A 15,399-nucleotide genomic window follows, 5' to 3' on the forward strand; every position below is an offset into this window, starting at 1 on the left:
GTACGCGGTTTTCCGCCCGCATCCCGCTCTAGCTTATTAGAAATCGATCACGTTTATGATTTTGGGTCGATCCCAAAATCATCGTGATCTAAGGAAGATATTCGTGAAAACGCACATCCTTACAATAACTTGCAGGTCCACGATCGGCATCATCGCGGCAGTTTCCGGCTACCTCGCCGAACGGGGTTGCAACATCGTCGACAGCTCACAGTTTGACGATCTCCAGACGGGCCTATTCTTCATGCGGTTGGTCTTCATCAGCCAGGAAGGCGCGAAGCTGGAGGAACTGCGCGAAGGCTTCGAGCCGGTCGCCAAACGGTTCGAGATGACTGCGGAGATCCGCGATTCCGAGGAGCGCATGAAGGTGCTCCTGATGGTGTCGCGCTTCGGCCATTGCCTGAACGACCTGCTCTACCGCTGGAAGATCGGCGCGCTGCCGATCGACATCGTCGGCGTCGTCTCCAACCACTTCGACTACCAGAAGGTGGTCGTCAACCACGACATTCCCTTCCACCACATCAAGGTGACCAAGGAGAACAAGCCGCAAGCCGAAGCGCGGCTGATGGAAATCGTCGAGCAGAGCGAAGCCGAGCTTGTGGTGCTCGCCCGCTACATGCAGGTGCTGTCCGACCAGCTCTGCAAGAAGATGTCGGGGCGGATCATCAACATCCACCATTCCTTCCTGCCGAGCTTCAAGGGCGCCAACCCCTACAAGCAGGCCTATGAGCGCGGCGTCAAGCTGATCGGCGCGACGGCGCATTACGTCACCGCCGATCTCGACGAGGGTCCGATCATCGAGCAGGACATCGCCCGCATCACCCATGCCCAGAGCGCCGAAGATTATGTCTCGATCGGCCGCGATGTCGAAAGCCAGGTGCTGGCCCGGGCCGTGCACGCCCATATCCACCACCGCTGCTTCATCAACGGCAACCGCGTCGTCGTCTTCCCGCCGAGCCCGGGAAGCTATGCCTCGGAGCGGATGGGCTGACGTAACCAGCGACTGCCGCTGTTGCGTCGCCGTTTTCCGCGGCTTTAGTCGCTCTCAGATTACGCTGACGCGCACGCGTGGGGCTGAGGGCGCTTGCCCCTCACCCTGGCCCTCTCCCCGCAGGCGGGAAGAGGGGACTTGAGCGGCGCGGCCTACCCCTTCTCCCCGCTGGCGGGGAGAAGGTCGCGGCAGCGGGATGAGGGGCGCAAACCGCCCATGCTTCCGCTCAATACTCAGGCCGCTCCTCTTTTCGGCGTATGCGGGTCCGCGATTATTGGCCAGATGTCGCGCCGCGCGCGCCGGTAAGGCGTCTTTGCCGGATCGTTGGGGTAGGGCGTCCCCGCCGAGCAATAGAGGATTTTCGACGCGATTTTCGAGAATGAGGCGAAGAAATGGTTCGTCGATTTGATGACCAGGATCTTCTTGGACCGTGGATCAATGCCCATCACGGAGAAAAGGCTCGGGTCGAAGCTCTGCGCGCGCGTGGAATTCAGGATGATGTCGATGCCGCGGTAACATATGTGTGCCGCGTCGCCGAAGGGCGCGAAGCTTTCGCCGAACCGCATTTCGGCGTTTCGCACCAGGTTTATAACCTTGACCGTTCCGTCAATCGGACTGCCGGTACCGGGCGCGGATTTTGCGCCGAAGCGCAGGGGGATCTCGGCGCCTTCACCGGCGGCCATGCAGATCTGTACCGCCATCGGATCCCAGATCGTGCCGATCGCCGCGTCTGCAACGCCGCTGGCGAGCAGTTCTTCGAGGACCACCGTCGCATCGCCCGCCGTGCCGCCGCCGGGATTGTCCCACATGTCGGCGATCACGACCGGACCCGCAGTCGCGGCGATTGCCTCCGCGACGGCCCGGCGTTCGTCGATCTCCGGCATGCGGTACGTGCCGCGCTTGGCGAAGAGTTCCAGGCCGAGGGCGCTGGCAAGCGCCTGGCCTTTTTCCCGGTTGCCGTCTGTCACCGCGATCATCTTCGTGCCCATCTCCGGCACGTCGCCCGCCATGAAACCGTGAACGACCGAAAGCGACAATACATCCGCGTCGTCTTTCTCGATCCGCATAAGCTTGTCGACGAAGCTGCGCATCGGCTCACGTGACGTCGGAAACACGTCGATCATCCGGCAGTCGAAAACCGACATCACCGGCTTGACGCGGCCTTCGAGCGTATCGACGGCGATCCGCCACAGATCCTTGGCGCGATCGACGAAATCCGTATGCGGGAACTCCTTGAAGAAAACGAAGAAGTCAGCCGCCGCGACGCGCTTGTCAGTGAGATGACTATGCGGATCGAGTTCGGCGCAAAGGAGCACATCCGGCCCGATGATTTCGCGGATGCGCGCCAGCAGATCGCCTTCCGTATCCTCGTAGCCGTCCGCGACCATGGCGCCGTGCAATCCGAGAACCACCGCATCGACGGGAAGGGCTGCCCGCAATTGGTCAACGATCTCGTCACGCAGGTCTTCGTAGGTCTGCCGATTGACGAGACCGGCGGGATCCGCCCAGGCGGCCGTCCCCTCGATCAGCTGCCAGCCCTTTTCGGCCGCGACTTGCCGGCCGACGGTGATTGGTGCGGTGCAGAGCGTCGGCGTTTCCGGATGGGCGCCCGGCGGTGCATAGAGCGAGGCCTCGAAGGCGCGCTTGTCGATGCAGATCGGAGAGAAGGTGTTGGTCTCGGTCGCCAGGGCCGCCGTGAAGATACGCAATGCTATCGCCTTTTCGCCTAGGCCCTCGGTCCCATCGGGTTGGGCAGATAGCCGGTGAACCCGCAGATTTTCCACCGGCCATGATGCAGCCGGCAATAATAGACGGTCTGCCACTTCATCACATCATAGCTGCCGTCGGTCTTCTTCAGACCGCCGTCGAATTTCTTGCGTGCCAGCGCCAGGTCTGCGTTGATCTCGATATCTTCGAGCGTGGTGGTGGCGAAAATCGCCGCCCGTGGATCCTCGGCAAAGGATTGGCCGGCGAAGTCCTTCGCCTGCCGCACCCACTCGTCCCGGTAAGCGGCAAGTGACGGGAAGGACAGGCGCCAATTGTCCGGGCTCGTTTCCCGCCTTGCGTCGATGCCGAGGAAGCCATCCTCGACGAAATCTTCCGCGACCAGCGACCAATCCGCAGCAAGAAAAGCGTCGATATCGCGTGTTACCAGCATGTCCCAGATCGCATGTCGGGCCGGATCTGATGTGGGGAACGGATTCTGGAAGGGATCCCGCATTGTTTTGCCTTGGATTGAAATTCTTTTCATAAATGAGGATTTTCTCTGGTCAAAATCCGTATTCTATGGTCACTTGTCAACGCATAAAGAAAATAATTTGCAAGAAGGTTCTTCATGTCTATTAAGCGCTATGGCGCCGAGCAGGTCGGAGCGGGCGGCAAACCGCTGCCGTTCGCGCGCGCTGTTGAAGCCGATGGCTGGCTGCATGTCTCCGGTCAGGTCGCCATGGAGAACGGCGAAATTATCGACGGCAATATCGTCGCCCAGACGCACAAGGCGATCGGCAATCTGCTGGCCATTTTGAAAGAGGCCGGTTACCGTGTCGAACACGTGGTGAGGGTCGGCGTCTGGCTGGATGATCCGCGGGATTTCTGGAGTTTCAACAAGATCTATCAGGAGTATTTCGGCGCTCATCCTCCTGCGCGCGCCTGCGTGCAGTCTTCGATGATGGTCGACTGCAAGGTTGAAATCGACTGCGTCGCCTACAAGCCGAAGAACGCCTGAGAATAAAGGGGTGGGCGTTCGATGGATATTTTCGCGACATTGCAGGAGGAGAAGGGGCGGCTATCCCAGTCGGAGACCCGCATTGCCGATATCCTGCTCAATGATTTCGAATTTGCCGTGAACGCCTCGATCATCGAGCTTGCGGGTAAGGCCGACGTGTCGCCGCCAACTGTTACCCGCTTTTGCCGGCGGCTCGGCTGCGAGAGCTTTTCGGACTTCAAAGTGCAACTGGCACGTACGGCCTATATCGGCATGCGGTATCTGAAGCCCGAGCCGAAGAGCCAGGAACCGGCCGACGTCGCGCAGGACATCATTACCAAGGCGCAGAACGCACTCTTCCTTCTGCATCGCTCGCTCGATCTCGCCGCGATCGAAGAGACCGCCGAGCGGCTTGCCAGTGCGGAAATGATTTACGCCTTCGGTTCAGGCGGCAATTCGTCGATGATCGCCAGCGAATTGCAGAACCGCCTCTTTCGCCTCGGCCTGCGCATCACCTCGAGTTCCGATCACAGCATGCAGTTGATGATGGCGGCCGCGGCCAGGCCGACCGACGTGCTGATAGGCTCTTCCTTCTCGGGACGCAATGCGGAGCTCGTGCGTGCCTTCACGCTCGCCCGCGAAGCCAAGGTTCCGACGATCGCGCTGACCCAGAGCGGCAGTCCCGTTGCGCTCGCGGCCGACATCGCCGTGCCGGTCGACCTGCCGGAAGGCAACAACATCTATCGCCCGACATCCACGCGCATCGCCTACCTAGCCCTGCTTGATATCATCGCCAGTCTCGTCGCCTACCGCGTCCAACCGCAGGCGACGACGACGCTGAGGCGGATCAAACAGCAACTGGTCGTGCACAGGGATGGCGACGATCGCCAGCTTCTCGGAGACTGATGTGCCGAACGATTCCCGCACCAAGAAATCCGTAGCGATCGTCACCGGAGCGGCCGGTGACATCGGCCGTGCGATCGCCGGTCGGCTGGCCGATGATCATGAGGTGGTCGTGCTCGCGGATATCGACAGCGATGCTGCGGAGAAGGTCGCGCGCGACCTCGGCGCGCAGGACCGTTTCGCAGCCATCGCCTGTGATGTCACGGATGCCGCGAGTGTCGCCTCGATGGCGGCAACCGCGGCATCGCTCGGGGCGGTGCGCACGCTCGTCAACAATGCCGGTGCGGCGCGCGCCGTCAGCCTGCACGACACGACGCCGGAGATCTGGCGCATGGACAATGCGCTCAACCTCGAGGCGGCCTTCCTTTGCTTCCGGGCTGTCGAGGACATGCTGAAGGAAAGCCGAGGATCGGTCGTCAACATCGCATCCGTCAACGGCATGAATGTCTTCGGCCACCCGGCCTATAGCGCTGCCAAGGCGGGTCTCCTGCATCTGACCCGGCTGATCGCGGTCGAATACGGTAAATTCGATATCCGCGCCAATGCGGTGGCGCCTGGCACCGTGCGCACCCAAGCCTGGGAAGCACGCGCAGCCGCCAACCCGCAGGTCTTCGAAGAGGCGAAGCGCTGGTATCCGCTGCAGCGCATCGTCAATCCGGAGGATGTCGCCAATGCCGTCCAGTTCCTGGCGGGCCCCTTAGCCAACGCCATATCCGGCGTCTGCCTGCCGGTCGACTGCGGCCTCACCGCAGGCCAGGCGGAGATCGCACGCACGTTTTCGCAATCCAACCATTATTGACAAAGCCATTTCGGGAGAACGCTCATGCAGTCGGTTTCTTATCGCCTTGAATCTGCCTGGCAGCCGGATGGCGGCCCGTTCGGACGCTTCACCTTCACCCTCGTCAATCTCTCCGATGACCCTCTCAGCGACTTTCGCCTCGTCTACACATCGCTGACCCGCGTCATCGATTCTGCCGCTTGCGAGAACGCCGTCTTTCTGCGCCGCAATGCCAATTTCCACGAATTCGCACCGCCAAAGGGATTTGTCCTCGGCGCGGGCGAAAGCTGGACCTTTACGATCAGCGGGCTGCACCGGCAGGCGAAACACTGCACGGATGGCGCAAAATCGGCCTATCTGACGCTTTCCGACGGCCGGCATGTGCCGGTGGCCGTTTCCGACCTGCTGCTGGAAGGGGCGGCCAGCGAACCGCCGCCGCAACGCCTGCCGGAAGGCAAGCTCGACCTGCCCTTCGCCTTGCAGCCTTGGCCGGCGAGGATCGACGCCGTGCCGGGCGAGGGATTTCCGGTTATTCTTTATCCGGCATCCGGGAGCAGCAAGGATGAGATCAGGGCAGTCGACACGGTGCTGGCGCTCTTTCATCGTCTGTTCCAAGGAGGTCACGCGCCCTTCACGCTCGCCTCATCCCCACAGGGTCGCGCGATCGTCTTCGCCGCGAGGCCCGATCTCGGTCCCGAGGGCTACACGCTGGCCTTCTCCGAGCGGGAGATCCGCCTCGAATACGGGGCAGCTGCCGGCCGGCAATATGGTCTGACGACGCTCGCGCAGTTACTTGATGGGCCGCGCAGGGAGGGGGGCAAGTTCCGCTTTCCCGTGTCGGGTACGATTTCCGACCGGCCCCGCTACGGCTGGCGCGGCTGCCATCTCGACGTCTCCCGCCAGTTCTATCCGACCGCCGACGTCATGCGGCTCATCGATATCCTTGCATGGTTCAAGCTCAACATCTTCCACTGGCATCTGACGGATGACGAAGCCTGGCGGCTGGAGATCAAGGCCTATCCGACGCTGACGACGCTCGGTGTGCTTCGCGGCCCGGACGAGCCGATGCTGCCGCAACTCGGCAACGGTGCCGAACCGGTCGGCGGTTTCTACAGCCAGGACGAGGTGAGGGCGATCGTCGCCCATGCCGGCGCGCTCAATGTCGAGGTCGTCCCGGAGATCGACATTCCCGGCCATAGCACGGCCGCGCTCGTCGCCCTGCCGGAGCTCTCCGATGGACAGGAGGCCCCGGAAAGCTATCATTCGGTCCAGGGCTACCCCAACAACGCACTGAATCCGGCGATTCCGCTCACCTACGAATTCCTCGAGAGGGTTTTCGACGAAATGGTCGCGCTCTTCCCGAGCCAATATATCCACGTCGGAGGCGACGAGGTGGCCAATGGTTCATGGCTTGCCTCGCCGCTGGCGCGCAAGCTCATGGAACGGGAAGGCATTTCCGGCACCTTCGCGCTGCAGTCCTACTTCCTCAAAAAAGTGAAGCAGATGCTGACGGCGCGCGACCGCAAGCTCGTCGGCTGGAACGAGGTCGCCCATGGCGGTGGCGTCGGCACGGAAGGCACGCTCCTGATGGCCTGGGAGAACCCCAAGGTCGGGATAGAACTGGCGCGCGAAGGCTACGACGTCGTGATGACGCCGGGGCAGGCCTACTACCTCGACATGGCACAGGCCGAAGCCTTCCAGGAGCCGGGCGCGAGCTGGGCCGGCACGGCAACGCCGGCGCACACCTATGCCTATGAGGCGGAAGGCGAATTCCCGGAGGAACTGAAGCACCGCATGAAGGGCGTGCAGGCCTGCATCTGGTCGGAGCATTTCCTCTCGCGCGGCTATTTCAACCGCCTCGTCTTCCCCCGTTTGTCCGCCATCGCAGAAGCGGCCTGGACGCCGAAGTCGCAAAAGGACTGGCTGCGTTTTGCCGCGATCGCCCCTCTGAGCCCGATTTTGTGAGTTTGAAGCCATGCGGATCGCCGTCGGTGGAATCCATACGGAGTGCAGCACCTATTCGCCTGTCTTGATGATGGTCGAGGACTTTCGGGTGCTGAGGGGCGAGGAGCTCCTGAAGGCTGAGTATTTCGACTTTCTCGCGGCTGACGGCTTTGAGCACATTCCGCTTCTCCATGCGCGCGCCCTGCCCGGCGGGCCGGTGTCGGGTCCGGCTTACGATGCCTTCAAGACGGAATTCCTGGAGCGGCTTTGCGCTGCGCTGCCGCTCGACGGCCTCTATCTTGCGATGCACGGGGCGATCAAGGTGGACGGTATGGACGACGCCGAGGGCGACTGGATTTCGGCTGCCCGCGCAGTCGTCGGCCCCGATTGCCAGATCGCAACGAGCTACGATCTCCACGGCAATGTCAGCCAACGGATCATCGACCAGATCGACATTTTTGCCGGCTACCGCACCGCGCCGCACATCGATACGCGCGAGACGATGATCCGGGCCTGGTCGATGCTGGTGGAGGCGCTGCGGACGGGAACGCGTCCCGGCGTCGCCTGGGCGGCCGTGCCGCTGCTGCTGCCGGGCGAATGCACGTCCACGGAGGATGAACCTGCCAGGAGCCTTTACCGGCGTCTGCCGGACTTCGATGCGCGCCCCGGCATTCTCGATGCCAACCTGATGGTGGGCTATGTCTGGGCGGACGAGCCGCGGGCGACCGCTTGCGCCGTGGTGACCGGATCAGACAAGGAGGTCGCCTCGAAGGCGGTCGAGGAAATCGCCGCAAACTACTGGAACGAGCGGGAGAATTTCCGCTTCGGTCCGGTCACGGGGCCGCTCGAAGCGATGCTCGACATTGCCGAGGAGACGGCAACGAGGCCCGTGATTCTCGCCGATTCCGGGGACAACCCCACCGGAGGCGGCGTGGGCGACCGAGCCGATGTGCTGCGATCTCTTCTCGCGCGCGATTGGCAGAATGCGCTGATCGCCGGTATCGCCGACCGGCCGGCTGTAGACGCCTGTTTCGCGGCCGGCGAAGGCGCGACGCTGGCTTTGAGGCTCGGCGGCAGCCTCGACCCGTCGAGCCCCGTGGCGGAGGTCACGGCCACGGTCGTGCGGTTGGACGATCCGGGACCGCTTTCCGAGCGCCAGGCAGTCATCCGTGTTGGCCAGATCGAAGTGGTGATATCGGCGCGCCGGCGTCCATACCACAACATTGATGACTTCCGCCGCCTCGGTCTCGATCCGAGCACCGTGCGCCTACTCGTCGTCAAGTCCGGCTATCTTTCGCCGGAGCTTGCGCCGATTGCCAATCCCAACCTGATGGCGCTGACGGACGGCGTCGTCAATCAGGACATCGCGAATCTCACGAGCGTACGCCGCCAGCGGCCGGTCTTCCCGTTCGACCGCGGTTTCAATTTCGAGCCAAGGGCGCGCTTCTCGGCTCGTTGGACCTGATTCAAAGCCAGCCTTCCCCGCAACGACCGCCCGTCTGGCGGTCCCCCTCACAAGACTTCGCACTCGCGGATTGAACCATGTCTTCCTCGTTGCTCTTTGCCATGCGCAACCCGGTCATCCGGGCGAGTGTGCTTGCCATCTTTCTTTTCGGCTTCTCGGGTGCAGCGACCTCGCCCTATCAGTCAGTGGTCGGGATCACCGAGCTTGGCTTGAGCGACGGTTTCTATTCGGCGCTGATTTTCGTTGCGGCGCTGGTCAATGTCACCGTCAGCGTCACCGTCGGCATCGTTGCCGATCGCGTCGGTAACTACCGGACGCTGATGTTGGCGGTCATCCTCTCTGGCGCGGTCGGCTACGGCCTGGTCTACGCCCTGCCGACGAAGTCGAGTTTCGTCGTTGCCACATTGCTGCTGCTGCCGATCTACGGCGCACTCAACTCGCTCCTGTTCGCCAATGTCCGCACCGCCGCGAACGGCATCGGCGGAAAGGATGCGGCAGCGGTCAATTCCGGTGTGAGGGCGGCCATATCGCTCTCGTGGGTTCTGGTTCCGGGATTGGTCGGCTTCGTGCTGTCGGCGCGGGGCAGCATGCTGCCCGCCTATCTGCTGGCGAGCCTCGGCTGTATCGCCAATCTGCTGCTGGTGTTCTTCCTGCTGCCGGCTCAGCGCGGGGGCGATCCTGTCCTGAGCAAGCGGCTTTCCTATCTGGCGTCCTTCGCCGAAATTCTTTCGCCGCGTGTTCTTGCCCGGCTTGCCGCCATGGCGCTTATCTGCTCGACGCTGCATGTCAACGCGGCGGTGCTGCCGTTGATCGTCACCGGTGCTGCCGGCGGCTCGGCCACCGATATCGGCATCGTCGTCGGTGTCGTGGCGCTGCTGGAGGTGATCTTCATTCTGGTCTGGGGACGGATCCAGTATCGCCTCAACCATATCGACGCACTTGCGCTTGGAACGGCAATCTACGTCGTCTATATGGCGCTGCTCGGCTTTTCATCCCGGCCTTGGCATATTTATGCGTTGACGCTCATCAGCGGCTTCGGTGCGGCAGCGCTGATCAGCATCCCGATCACCTACCTGCAAGACCTGATTGCCGACCGTCCGGGGCTCGGAAGCTCGTTGATTGCGGTGAACATCTTTCTGGGTGGAGCGCTCAGTGCGGCGCTTTTCGCGCTCGGCACCCGCATCAGCGATTATTCCGGAACAGCACTGCTTGGTGCGGCTGCGGGGATTGCAGGCTGCGCCTTGCTGTTGTTACTCGACGGCGCCCGCCGCAGGACGGTTTCCATCTCGCAGTAAAGGATAGCGGGAGACCGGGACGGCCTCCCGCGTCTTTCGTCAGTTCCCGAGAATGCCGGGCAGGCGCAGGCCCTTCTCCTTGGCGCAGTCGAGCGCAATGTCGTAGCCGGCATCGGCATGGCGCATGACGCCGGTCGCCGGGTCGTTCCACAATACGCGCTCGATGCGACGGTCGGCGTCCTCGCTGCCGTCGCAGCAGATGACGACGCCCGAATGCTGCGAGAAGCCCATGCCGACGCCGCCACCGTGGTGGAGCGAGACCCAGGTCGCGCCGGAGGCCGTGTTCAAGAGCGCGTTCAGGAGCGGCCAGTCGGAAACGGCATCGGAACCGTCCTTCATCGCTTCGGTCTCGCGGTTCGGCGAAGCGACGGAGCCGGAATCGAGATGGTCGCGGCCGATGACGATCGGAGCACTCAGCTCGCCATTGCGAACCATTTCATTGAAGGCAAGGCCGAGGCGGTGACGGTCGCCGAGGCCAACCCAGCAGATGCGTGCCGGCAGGCCCTGGTAGGCGATGCGCTCCCTGGCCATGTCCAGCCAGTTGTGGAGGTCCTTGTTGTCCGGCAGCAGTTCTTTCACCTTGGCGTCGGTCTTGCGGATGTCCTCCGGGTCGCCCGACAGTGCCGCCCAACGGAACGGGCCGATGCCGCGGCAGAAGAGCGGGCGGATATAGGCCGGCACGAAGCCCGGGAAGGCAAAGGCGTTTTCGAGCCCTTCTTCCTTGGCCATCTGGCGAATGTTGTTGCCGTAGTCGAAGGTGGGGACGCCCATGTTCTGGAAGGCGATCATCGCCTCTACGTGCTCGCGCATCGATGCGCGTGCCGCCTTTTCGACGGCCTTCGGGTCGTTGACACGCTTTTCCTTCCACTGGCCCATCGTCCAGCCCTTTGGCAGGTAGCCGTTGACCGGATCGTGGGCGGAGGTCTGGTCGGTGACCATGTCCGGCCGAATGCCACGGCGGACCATTTCCGGGAGGATTTCCGCCGTATTGCCGAGCAGGCCGACGGATTTCGCTTCGCCTGCCTTGGTCCAGTGATCGATCATCTCCATGGCCTCGTCCAGCGTCTCGGCCTTGGCATCGAGATAGCGGGTGCGCAGGCGGAAATCGATCGAGTCCGGATTACATTCGACGGCAAGGCAGCAGGCGCCAGCCATGACAGCGGCGAGCGGTTGCGCGCCGCCCATGCCGCCGAGACCACCGGTCAGCACCCACTTGCCTTTCAGGTTTCCGCCATAGTGCTGGCGGCCGGCTTCAGCAAAGGTCTCATAGGTCCCCTGGACGATGCCCTGGGTGCCGATATAAATCCAGGAGCCGGCGGTCATCTGGCCGTACATGGCGAGACCCTTCCGATCGAGCTCGTTGAAGTGGTCCCAGGTCGCCCAGCGCGGCACGAGGTTGGAATTGGCGATCAGCACGCGGGGGGCGTCCTTGTGGGTGCGGAAGACACCGACCGGCTTGCCGGACTGGACGAGCAGCGTTTCGTCTTCGTTGAGATCCTTGAGCGTGGCGACGATCCGGTCGAAGTCCGCCCAGGTGCGGGCCGCCCGGCCGATGCCGCCATAGACGACGAGTTCGTGCGGGTTCTCGGCAACATCCGGATCGAGGTTGTTCATCAGCATGCGGAGCGGTGCCTCCGTCAGCCAGCTCTTGGCGCTGATCTCGGTCCCGCGCGGGCTGCGGACCTCGCGAATATTGTGGCGCGGATTGCTCATGTTCATGCCTCGCTCCCTGTCAGTTTGAGGTCGAATGCTGTTGCTTCGATGCGTTTCAGAATGGTTTTGAGATGGCTGCGAAGCCGTTCGGCCTTTCCGGAATCCAGCGAGAAGGGCGGCGCTTCCGTTGCCAGATGTGTGGACTGCGCGAGTTCCATCTGGATCGCATGCACGCAGATTTCCGGCCGGCCATAGTGACGGGTGGTCCAGCCGCCCTTGAAGCGGCCGTTCAAGATGTGGGTGTAACCCTCTGCCGACGCAGCGATTTCTGCCGTTGCCCTTTCTATTTCGGCGGCGCAGGTCTTGCCCATGTCCGTGCCGATGTTGAAGTCGGGCAGCTTGCCTTCGAAGAGGAACGGAATATGCGAGCGGATCGAGTGGCAGTCGAAGAGCACCGCCACGCCATGGATCGCCTTCACGCGCTCGATCTCGGCGGCGAGCGCCGCATGATAGGGAGCATGGAAATCGCGAAGTCGCGTCGCAATGTCGGCCTCTGTCGGTGCCTGACCCTCATTCCAGATCGATACGCCGTCGAAGTCGGTCTCCGGCACGAGGCCGGTTGTGTTCTGGCCGGGATAGAGGCTTACGCCTTCCGGGTCGCGATTGGCGTCGATGACGTAGCGATGGAAGGTCGCGCGCACAGTGGTGGCATCCGGCAGAAGCCCTTCGTAGAGCTCGTGAATATGCCAGTCTGTATCGGCGAGGATGCGGCCGTTGTCGTTCAGCCGCGCCCAGATCTCTGCGGGCACGTCGGTGCCCGTATGGGGAAAGCCAAGGATCACGGGTGATGTGCCTTGCCGGATTTCGAAAACCGCCATGTCAGACATCCAGTTTCGGGAGGATGCCGGCGGAGACGGCAGCATTGAGAGTGCCGGACGCGACCAACTCGCCGGCCGCCCTTAGGTCGTCGGCCATATAGCGGTCCTCTTCGATCGTCGGTGACACGCTGCGCACGGCAGCCACGGCCTTCGAAAGCTCGGGGCTGGTCGTCAGAGGTGCCCGGAATTCTATACCTTGGACGGCCGTCAGGGCCTCGATGCCGATGATCGAGAACAGGTTGTCGGTCATCTGCAGCAGGCGGCGTGCGCCGTGGCAGGCCATCGATACATGGTCTTCCTGGTTGGCGGATGTCGGCGTCGAATCGACTGAAGCCGGATGCGAGAGTTGCTTGTTCTCCGACATCAGTGCGGCGGACGTAACCTCAGCGATCATCAGGCCCGAATTGAGCCCGGGCTTCTTGGCCAGGAATGCCGGCAGACCGTAGCTGAGCGTCGGATCGACGAGAAGTGCGATGCGGCGCTGCGCGATCGCGCCGATCTCGCAGACCGCGAGCGCGATCTGGTCGGCGGCGAAAGCCACCGGTTCGGCGTGGAAATTGCCGCCGGAGACGACGGAGTTGTCGGAAAGCACCAGCGGGTTGTCGGTGACGGCGTTTGCCTCGGCCGTGAGCGTCGCGGCAACCGAACGCAGGAGATCGAGGCAAGCGCCATCGACCTGCGGCTGGCAACGGATGCAGTAGGGATCCTGCACCCGTTCATCGCCCTCGATATGGCTCTGCCGGATCTCGGATCCCTCGAGCAATTGGCGAAGAGCCGCAGCGGTGTCGATCTGGCCTCGATGGCCGCGCAGCGTGTGGATATCGGGATGGAAGGGTGCGGACGATCCCATTGCGGCATCGGTCGAAAGCGCCCCGGTGATGAGCGCCGCCTGCGCGGCGCGATGGGCACGGAAGAGCCCGGCGAGCGCCAGGGCGGTGGACGCCTGTGTGCCGTTGATCAGGGCGAGGCCTTCCTTCGCGGCGAGCGTCACGGGCGAAAGTCCGGCCTTTTCAAGCGCGGCTCCGCCCGGCATGCGCTCACCATCGAAGAACGCTTCTCCGTGGCCCATCATCACGGCTGCCATGTGCGCAAGTGGCGCAAGGTCGCCCGATGCGCCCACCGAACCCTTTTCCGGGATCAGCGGGATTACGCCCCGTTCCTGCATCGCCTCGATCAGGCGGACAAGTTCAAGGCGAACGCCCGAAGCGCCGCGGCCGAGCGAAACGAGCTTCAGCGCCATGATCAGCCGGACGATGTTATCCGGCAGAGGCGCACCAACGCCGCAGCAATGCGACAGGATGAGGTTGCGTTGCAGCCTTTCCACGTCGGCACTGTCGATCTTGATCGAGGCAAGTTTGCCGAAGCCGGTGTTGATGCCGTAAACCGGCGCATTGCCGGCGGCGATTTCGGCGATGCGAGCGGCAGCCTTGGCAATGGCGGCGTCGAAGGCGGGATCGAGGCGTGCCGGTTCCCGGGTCCAGTAGATCGTCTCCAGATCCTTGAGCGGAACGGAGCCTGGCTTAAGTACGATAGTCATTGGCCGATTCTTTCGCCTTTAAAGATGCGCTGATGCAGCGGATTGAAGCCTATCCGATAGATAAGCTCGGCAGGCTCATCGATGTTCCAGATCGCGAGGTCCGCGGACTTGCCGACTTCGATCGTGCCGGTCTTGTCGAGGATCCCGAGCGCGCGTGCGGCTTCACGTGTGACACCCGCGAGGCATTCGTCGACGGTCAGGCGGAAGAGCGTCGCCGACATGTTCATGGTGAGAAGCACCGAGGTCAGCGGAGAAGTGCCTGGGTTGCTGTCCGTCGCAATGGCGATGCGCGTGCCGGCGGCGCGCAACGCTTCGACCGGCGGCAGTTGCTTTTCCCGGAGTGTGTAGAAGGCGCCGGGGAGAAGAACGGCAACCGTTCCGGCCTTTGCCATGATGGCCGCGCCGTCTGCGTCGAGATATTCGAGATGATCGGCCGACAGCGCGCCATAGGAGGCGGCGAGCTCCGCTCCGCCAAGATTCGAAAGCTGCTCGGCGTGAAGCTTGACCGGCAGGCCAAGTGCCTTAGCGGCGTCGAACACCCGGCCGATCTCGGCGGGGGAAAAGGCGATGCCCTCGCAGAAGCCGTCAACCGCGTCGACAAGGCCCTCGGAATGTGCACGCTGCAGGCCGGGCAGCACGACATCGCTGATGTAGTCACCGTTGCGGCCCTTGTATTCGGGCGGTGTCGCGTGGGCGGCGAGATAGCTTGTGACGATGCGCACGGGGCGCAACGTTTGCAGTCGGCGCGCCGCCCGCAGCATCTTGAGTTCGGCGTCGATATTCAGCCCGTAGCCGGACTTCACCTCGACCGTCGCGACGCCCTCCGCCAGCAGGGCATCGAGCCTCGGAAGCGCGGCTTCTACCAGCTCTTCGACCGACAGGGCATTGGTCGCCTTCACCGTCGAGGCAATGCCGCCGCCGGCGCGCGCGATGTCCTCGTAGGTGGCGCCTTCGAGCCGCATCTGGAACTCACGCGCGCGGTTGCCGCCATGGACGATATGGGTGTGGCAGTCGATGGGCGCCGGTGTCATCCAGCGGCCTTCGCAATTGAAGACTTGATCGGCCCGGGAGAGGTCCGCGGGCAGATCATTCTCGGAGCCGGCATACATGATCCGGTCGCCACGTGTGGCCACCGCGCCGTTCTCGATGGTGCCGAGCGGCCCCAGATCCTCGCGAAGCGTGGCGAGGCGCGCGTTGCGCCAGAGGCTGGTTCTGCCCGAATTCGCGTTTCCGTCCATTGGTCACCGCCCTTCG

13 protein-coding genes are annotated in these 15,399 nt (G+C 63.0%); 7 read left to right on the plus strand and 6 right to left on the minus strand.

Translation table 11 applies throughout. The annotated features are described in order from the left end of the window. Positions 1-103: 103 nt before the first annotated feature. Positions 104-988, plus strand: coding sequence for a formyltetrahydrofolate deformylase (purU, locus tag ILFOPFJJ_RS20365; RefSeq protein WP_173512368.1), 885 nt, complete (start codon positions 104-106; stop codon positions 986-988). Between the two features lie 233 nt (positions 989-1,221). Here the strand turns inward: purU and ILFOPFJJ_RS20370 are convergent, their stop codons facing one another. Next, positions 1,222-2,697 carry a M81 family metallopeptidase gene (locus tag ILFOPFJJ_RS20370; RefSeq protein WP_173512369.1) on the minus strand — a complete coding sequence of 492 codons (1,476 nt, stop codon included), beginning with the start codon at positions 2,695-2,697 and terminating at the stop codon, positions 1,222-1,224. A 17-nt stretch (positions 2,698-2,714) separates the two neighbouring features. After that, a complete protein-coding gene (locus ILFOPFJJ_RS20375) occupies positions 2,715-3,209 on the minus strand; it encodes a hypothetical protein (RefSeq protein WP_173512370.1) in 495 nt (164 codons plus the stop codon). A gap of 114 nt (positions 3,210-3,323) precedes the next feature. Between ILFOPFJJ_RS20375 and ILFOPFJJ_RS20380 the strand changes: the two genes are divergently transcribed. The 6 genes from ILFOPFJJ_RS20380 (at position 3,324) to ILFOPFJJ_RS20405 (ending at position 10,077) form a co-directional block, all read left to right on the plus strand. Next, the gene (locus ILFOPFJJ_RS20380; RefSeq protein ID WP_173512371.1) at positions 3,324-3,713 is read left to right on the plus strand and encodes a RidA family protein; all 390 of its coding nucleotides are present in this window, start codon (positions 3,324-3,326) and stop codon (positions 3,711-3,713) included. A 21-nt stretch (positions 3,714-3,734) separates the two neighbouring features. Continuing rightward, on the plus strand, positions 3,735-4,598 hold the full coding sequence (locus ILFOPFJJ_RS20385) for a MurR/RpiR family transcriptional regulator (RefSeq protein ID WP_173512372.1): 864 nt from the start codon (positions 3,735-3,737) through the stop codon (positions 4,596-4,598). Then, entirely contained in the window at positions 4,567-5,394 is an 828-nt protein-coding gene (locus ILFOPFJJ_RS20390) for an SDR family oxidoreductase (RefSeq protein ID WP_173512373.1), read from the plus strand. Before ILFOPFJJ_RS20385 ends, ILFOPFJJ_RS20390 begins: the two co-directional genes overlap by 32 nt. A 24-nt stretch (positions 5,395-5,418) precedes the next feature. Then, entirely contained in the window at positions 5,419-7,338 is a 1,920-nt protein-coding gene (locus ILFOPFJJ_RS20395) for a beta-N-acetylhexosaminidase (RefSeq protein ID WP_173512374.1), read from the plus strand. 10 nt (positions 7,339-7,348) lie between these two features. Then, positions 7,349-8,782: a M81 family metallopeptidase gene (locus tag ILFOPFJJ_RS20400; protein ID WP_173512375.1), complete on the plus strand. Its 1,434-nt coding sequence runs from the start codon at positions 7,349-7,351 to the stop codon at positions 8,780-8,782. 77 nt (positions 8,783-8,859) lie between these two features. Further along, positions 8,860-10,077 carry an MFS transporter gene (locus ILFOPFJJ_RS20405; RefSeq protein WP_173512376.1) on the plus strand — a complete coding sequence of 406 codons (1,218 nt, stop codon included), beginning with the start codon at positions 8,860-8,862 and terminating at the stop codon, positions 10,075-10,077. Between the two features lie 39 nt (positions 10,078-10,116). Here ILFOPFJJ_RS20405 and hutU read toward each other — a convergent pair whose 3' ends face one another. The 4 genes from hutU to hutI are packed head-to-tail and all read right to left on the minus strand — an operon-like array spanning position 10,117 to position 15,383. Next, positions 10,117-11,790, minus strand: a complete 1,674-nt coding sequence (hutU, locus tag ILFOPFJJ_RS20410; RefSeq protein WP_173512513.1) for a urocanate hydratase — start codon at positions 11,788-11,790, stop codon at positions 10,117-10,119. Positions 11,791-11,792: 2 nt separating this feature from the next. Then, positions 11,793-12,608: an N-formylglutamate deformylase gene (gene hutG / locus ILFOPFJJ_RS20415; protein ID WP_173512377.1), complete on the minus strand. Its 816-nt coding sequence runs from the start codon at positions 12,606-12,608 to the stop codon at positions 11,793-11,795. A 1-nt stretch (position 12,609) separates the two neighbouring features. After that, on the minus strand, positions 12,610-14,145 hold the full coding sequence (hutH, locus tag ILFOPFJJ_RS20420) for a histidine ammonia-lyase (RefSeq protein WP_173512378.1): 1,536 nt from the start codon (positions 14,143-14,145) through the stop codon (positions 12,610-12,612). After that, a complete protein-coding gene (gene hutI / locus ILFOPFJJ_RS20425; RefSeq protein WP_173512379.1) occupies positions 14,142-15,383 on the minus strand; it encodes an imidazolonepropionase in 1,242 nt (413 codons plus the stop codon). Before hutI ends, hutH begins: the two co-directional genes overlap by 4 nt. Between the last annotated feature and the right edge of the window lie 16 nt (positions 15,384-15,399).

This window comes from Sinorhizobium psoraleae (assembly GCF_013283645.1).
GTDB classification, from domain to species: domain Bacteria; phylum Pseudomonadota; class Alphaproteobacteria; order Rhizobiales; family Rhizobiaceae; genus Sinorhizobium; species Sinorhizobium psoraleae.

Excerpts from the sequence above, each read along its gene's own strand:
- ILFOPFJJ_RS20375 (WP_173512370.1), bottom strand. The coding sequence starts at position 3,209 with ATGCGGGATCCCTTCCAGAATCCGTTCCCCACATCAGATCCGGCCCGA.
- ILFOPFJJ_RS20380 (WP_173512371.1), top strand. The coding sequence starts at position 3,324 with ATGTCTATTAAGCGCTATGGCGCCGAGCAGGTCGGAGCGGGCGGCAAA.
- ILFOPFJJ_RS20385 (WP_173512372.1), top strand. The coding sequence starts at position 3,735 with ATGGATATTTTCGCGACATTGCAGGAGGAGAAGGGGCGGCTATCCCAG.
- ILFOPFJJ_RS20390 (WP_173512373.1), top strand. The coding sequence starts at position 4,567 with ATGGCGACGATCGCCAGCTTCTCGGAGACTGATGTGCCGAACGATTCC.
- ILFOPFJJ_RS20395 (WP_173512374.1), top strand. The coding sequence starts at position 5,419 with ATGCAGTCGGTTTCTTATCGCCTTGAATCTGCCTGGCAGCCGGATGGC.
- ILFOPFJJ_RS20400 (WP_173512375.1), top strand. The coding sequence starts at position 7,349 with ATGCGGATCGCCGTCGGTGGAATCCATACGGAGTGCAGCACCTATTCG.
- ILFOPFJJ_RS20405 (WP_173512376.1), top strand. The coding sequence starts at position 8,860 with ATGTCTTCCTCGTTGCTCTTTGCCATGCGCAACCCGGTCATCCGGGCG.
- hutU (WP_173512513.1), bottom strand. The coding sequence starts at position 11,790 with ATGAGCAATCCGCGCCACAATATTCGCGAGGTCCGCAGCCCGCGCGGG.
- hutG (WP_173512377.1), bottom strand. The coding sequence starts at position 12,608 with ATGGCGGTTTTCGAAATCCGGCAAGGCACATCACCCGTGATCCTTGGC.
- hutH (WP_173512378.1), bottom strand. The coding sequence starts at position 14,145 with ATGACTATCGTACTTAAGCCAGGCTCCGTTCCGCTCAAGGATCTGGAG.
- hutI (WP_173512379.1), bottom strand. The coding sequence starts at position 15,383 with ATGGACGGAAACGCGAATTCGGGCAGAACCAGCCTCTGGCGCAACGCG.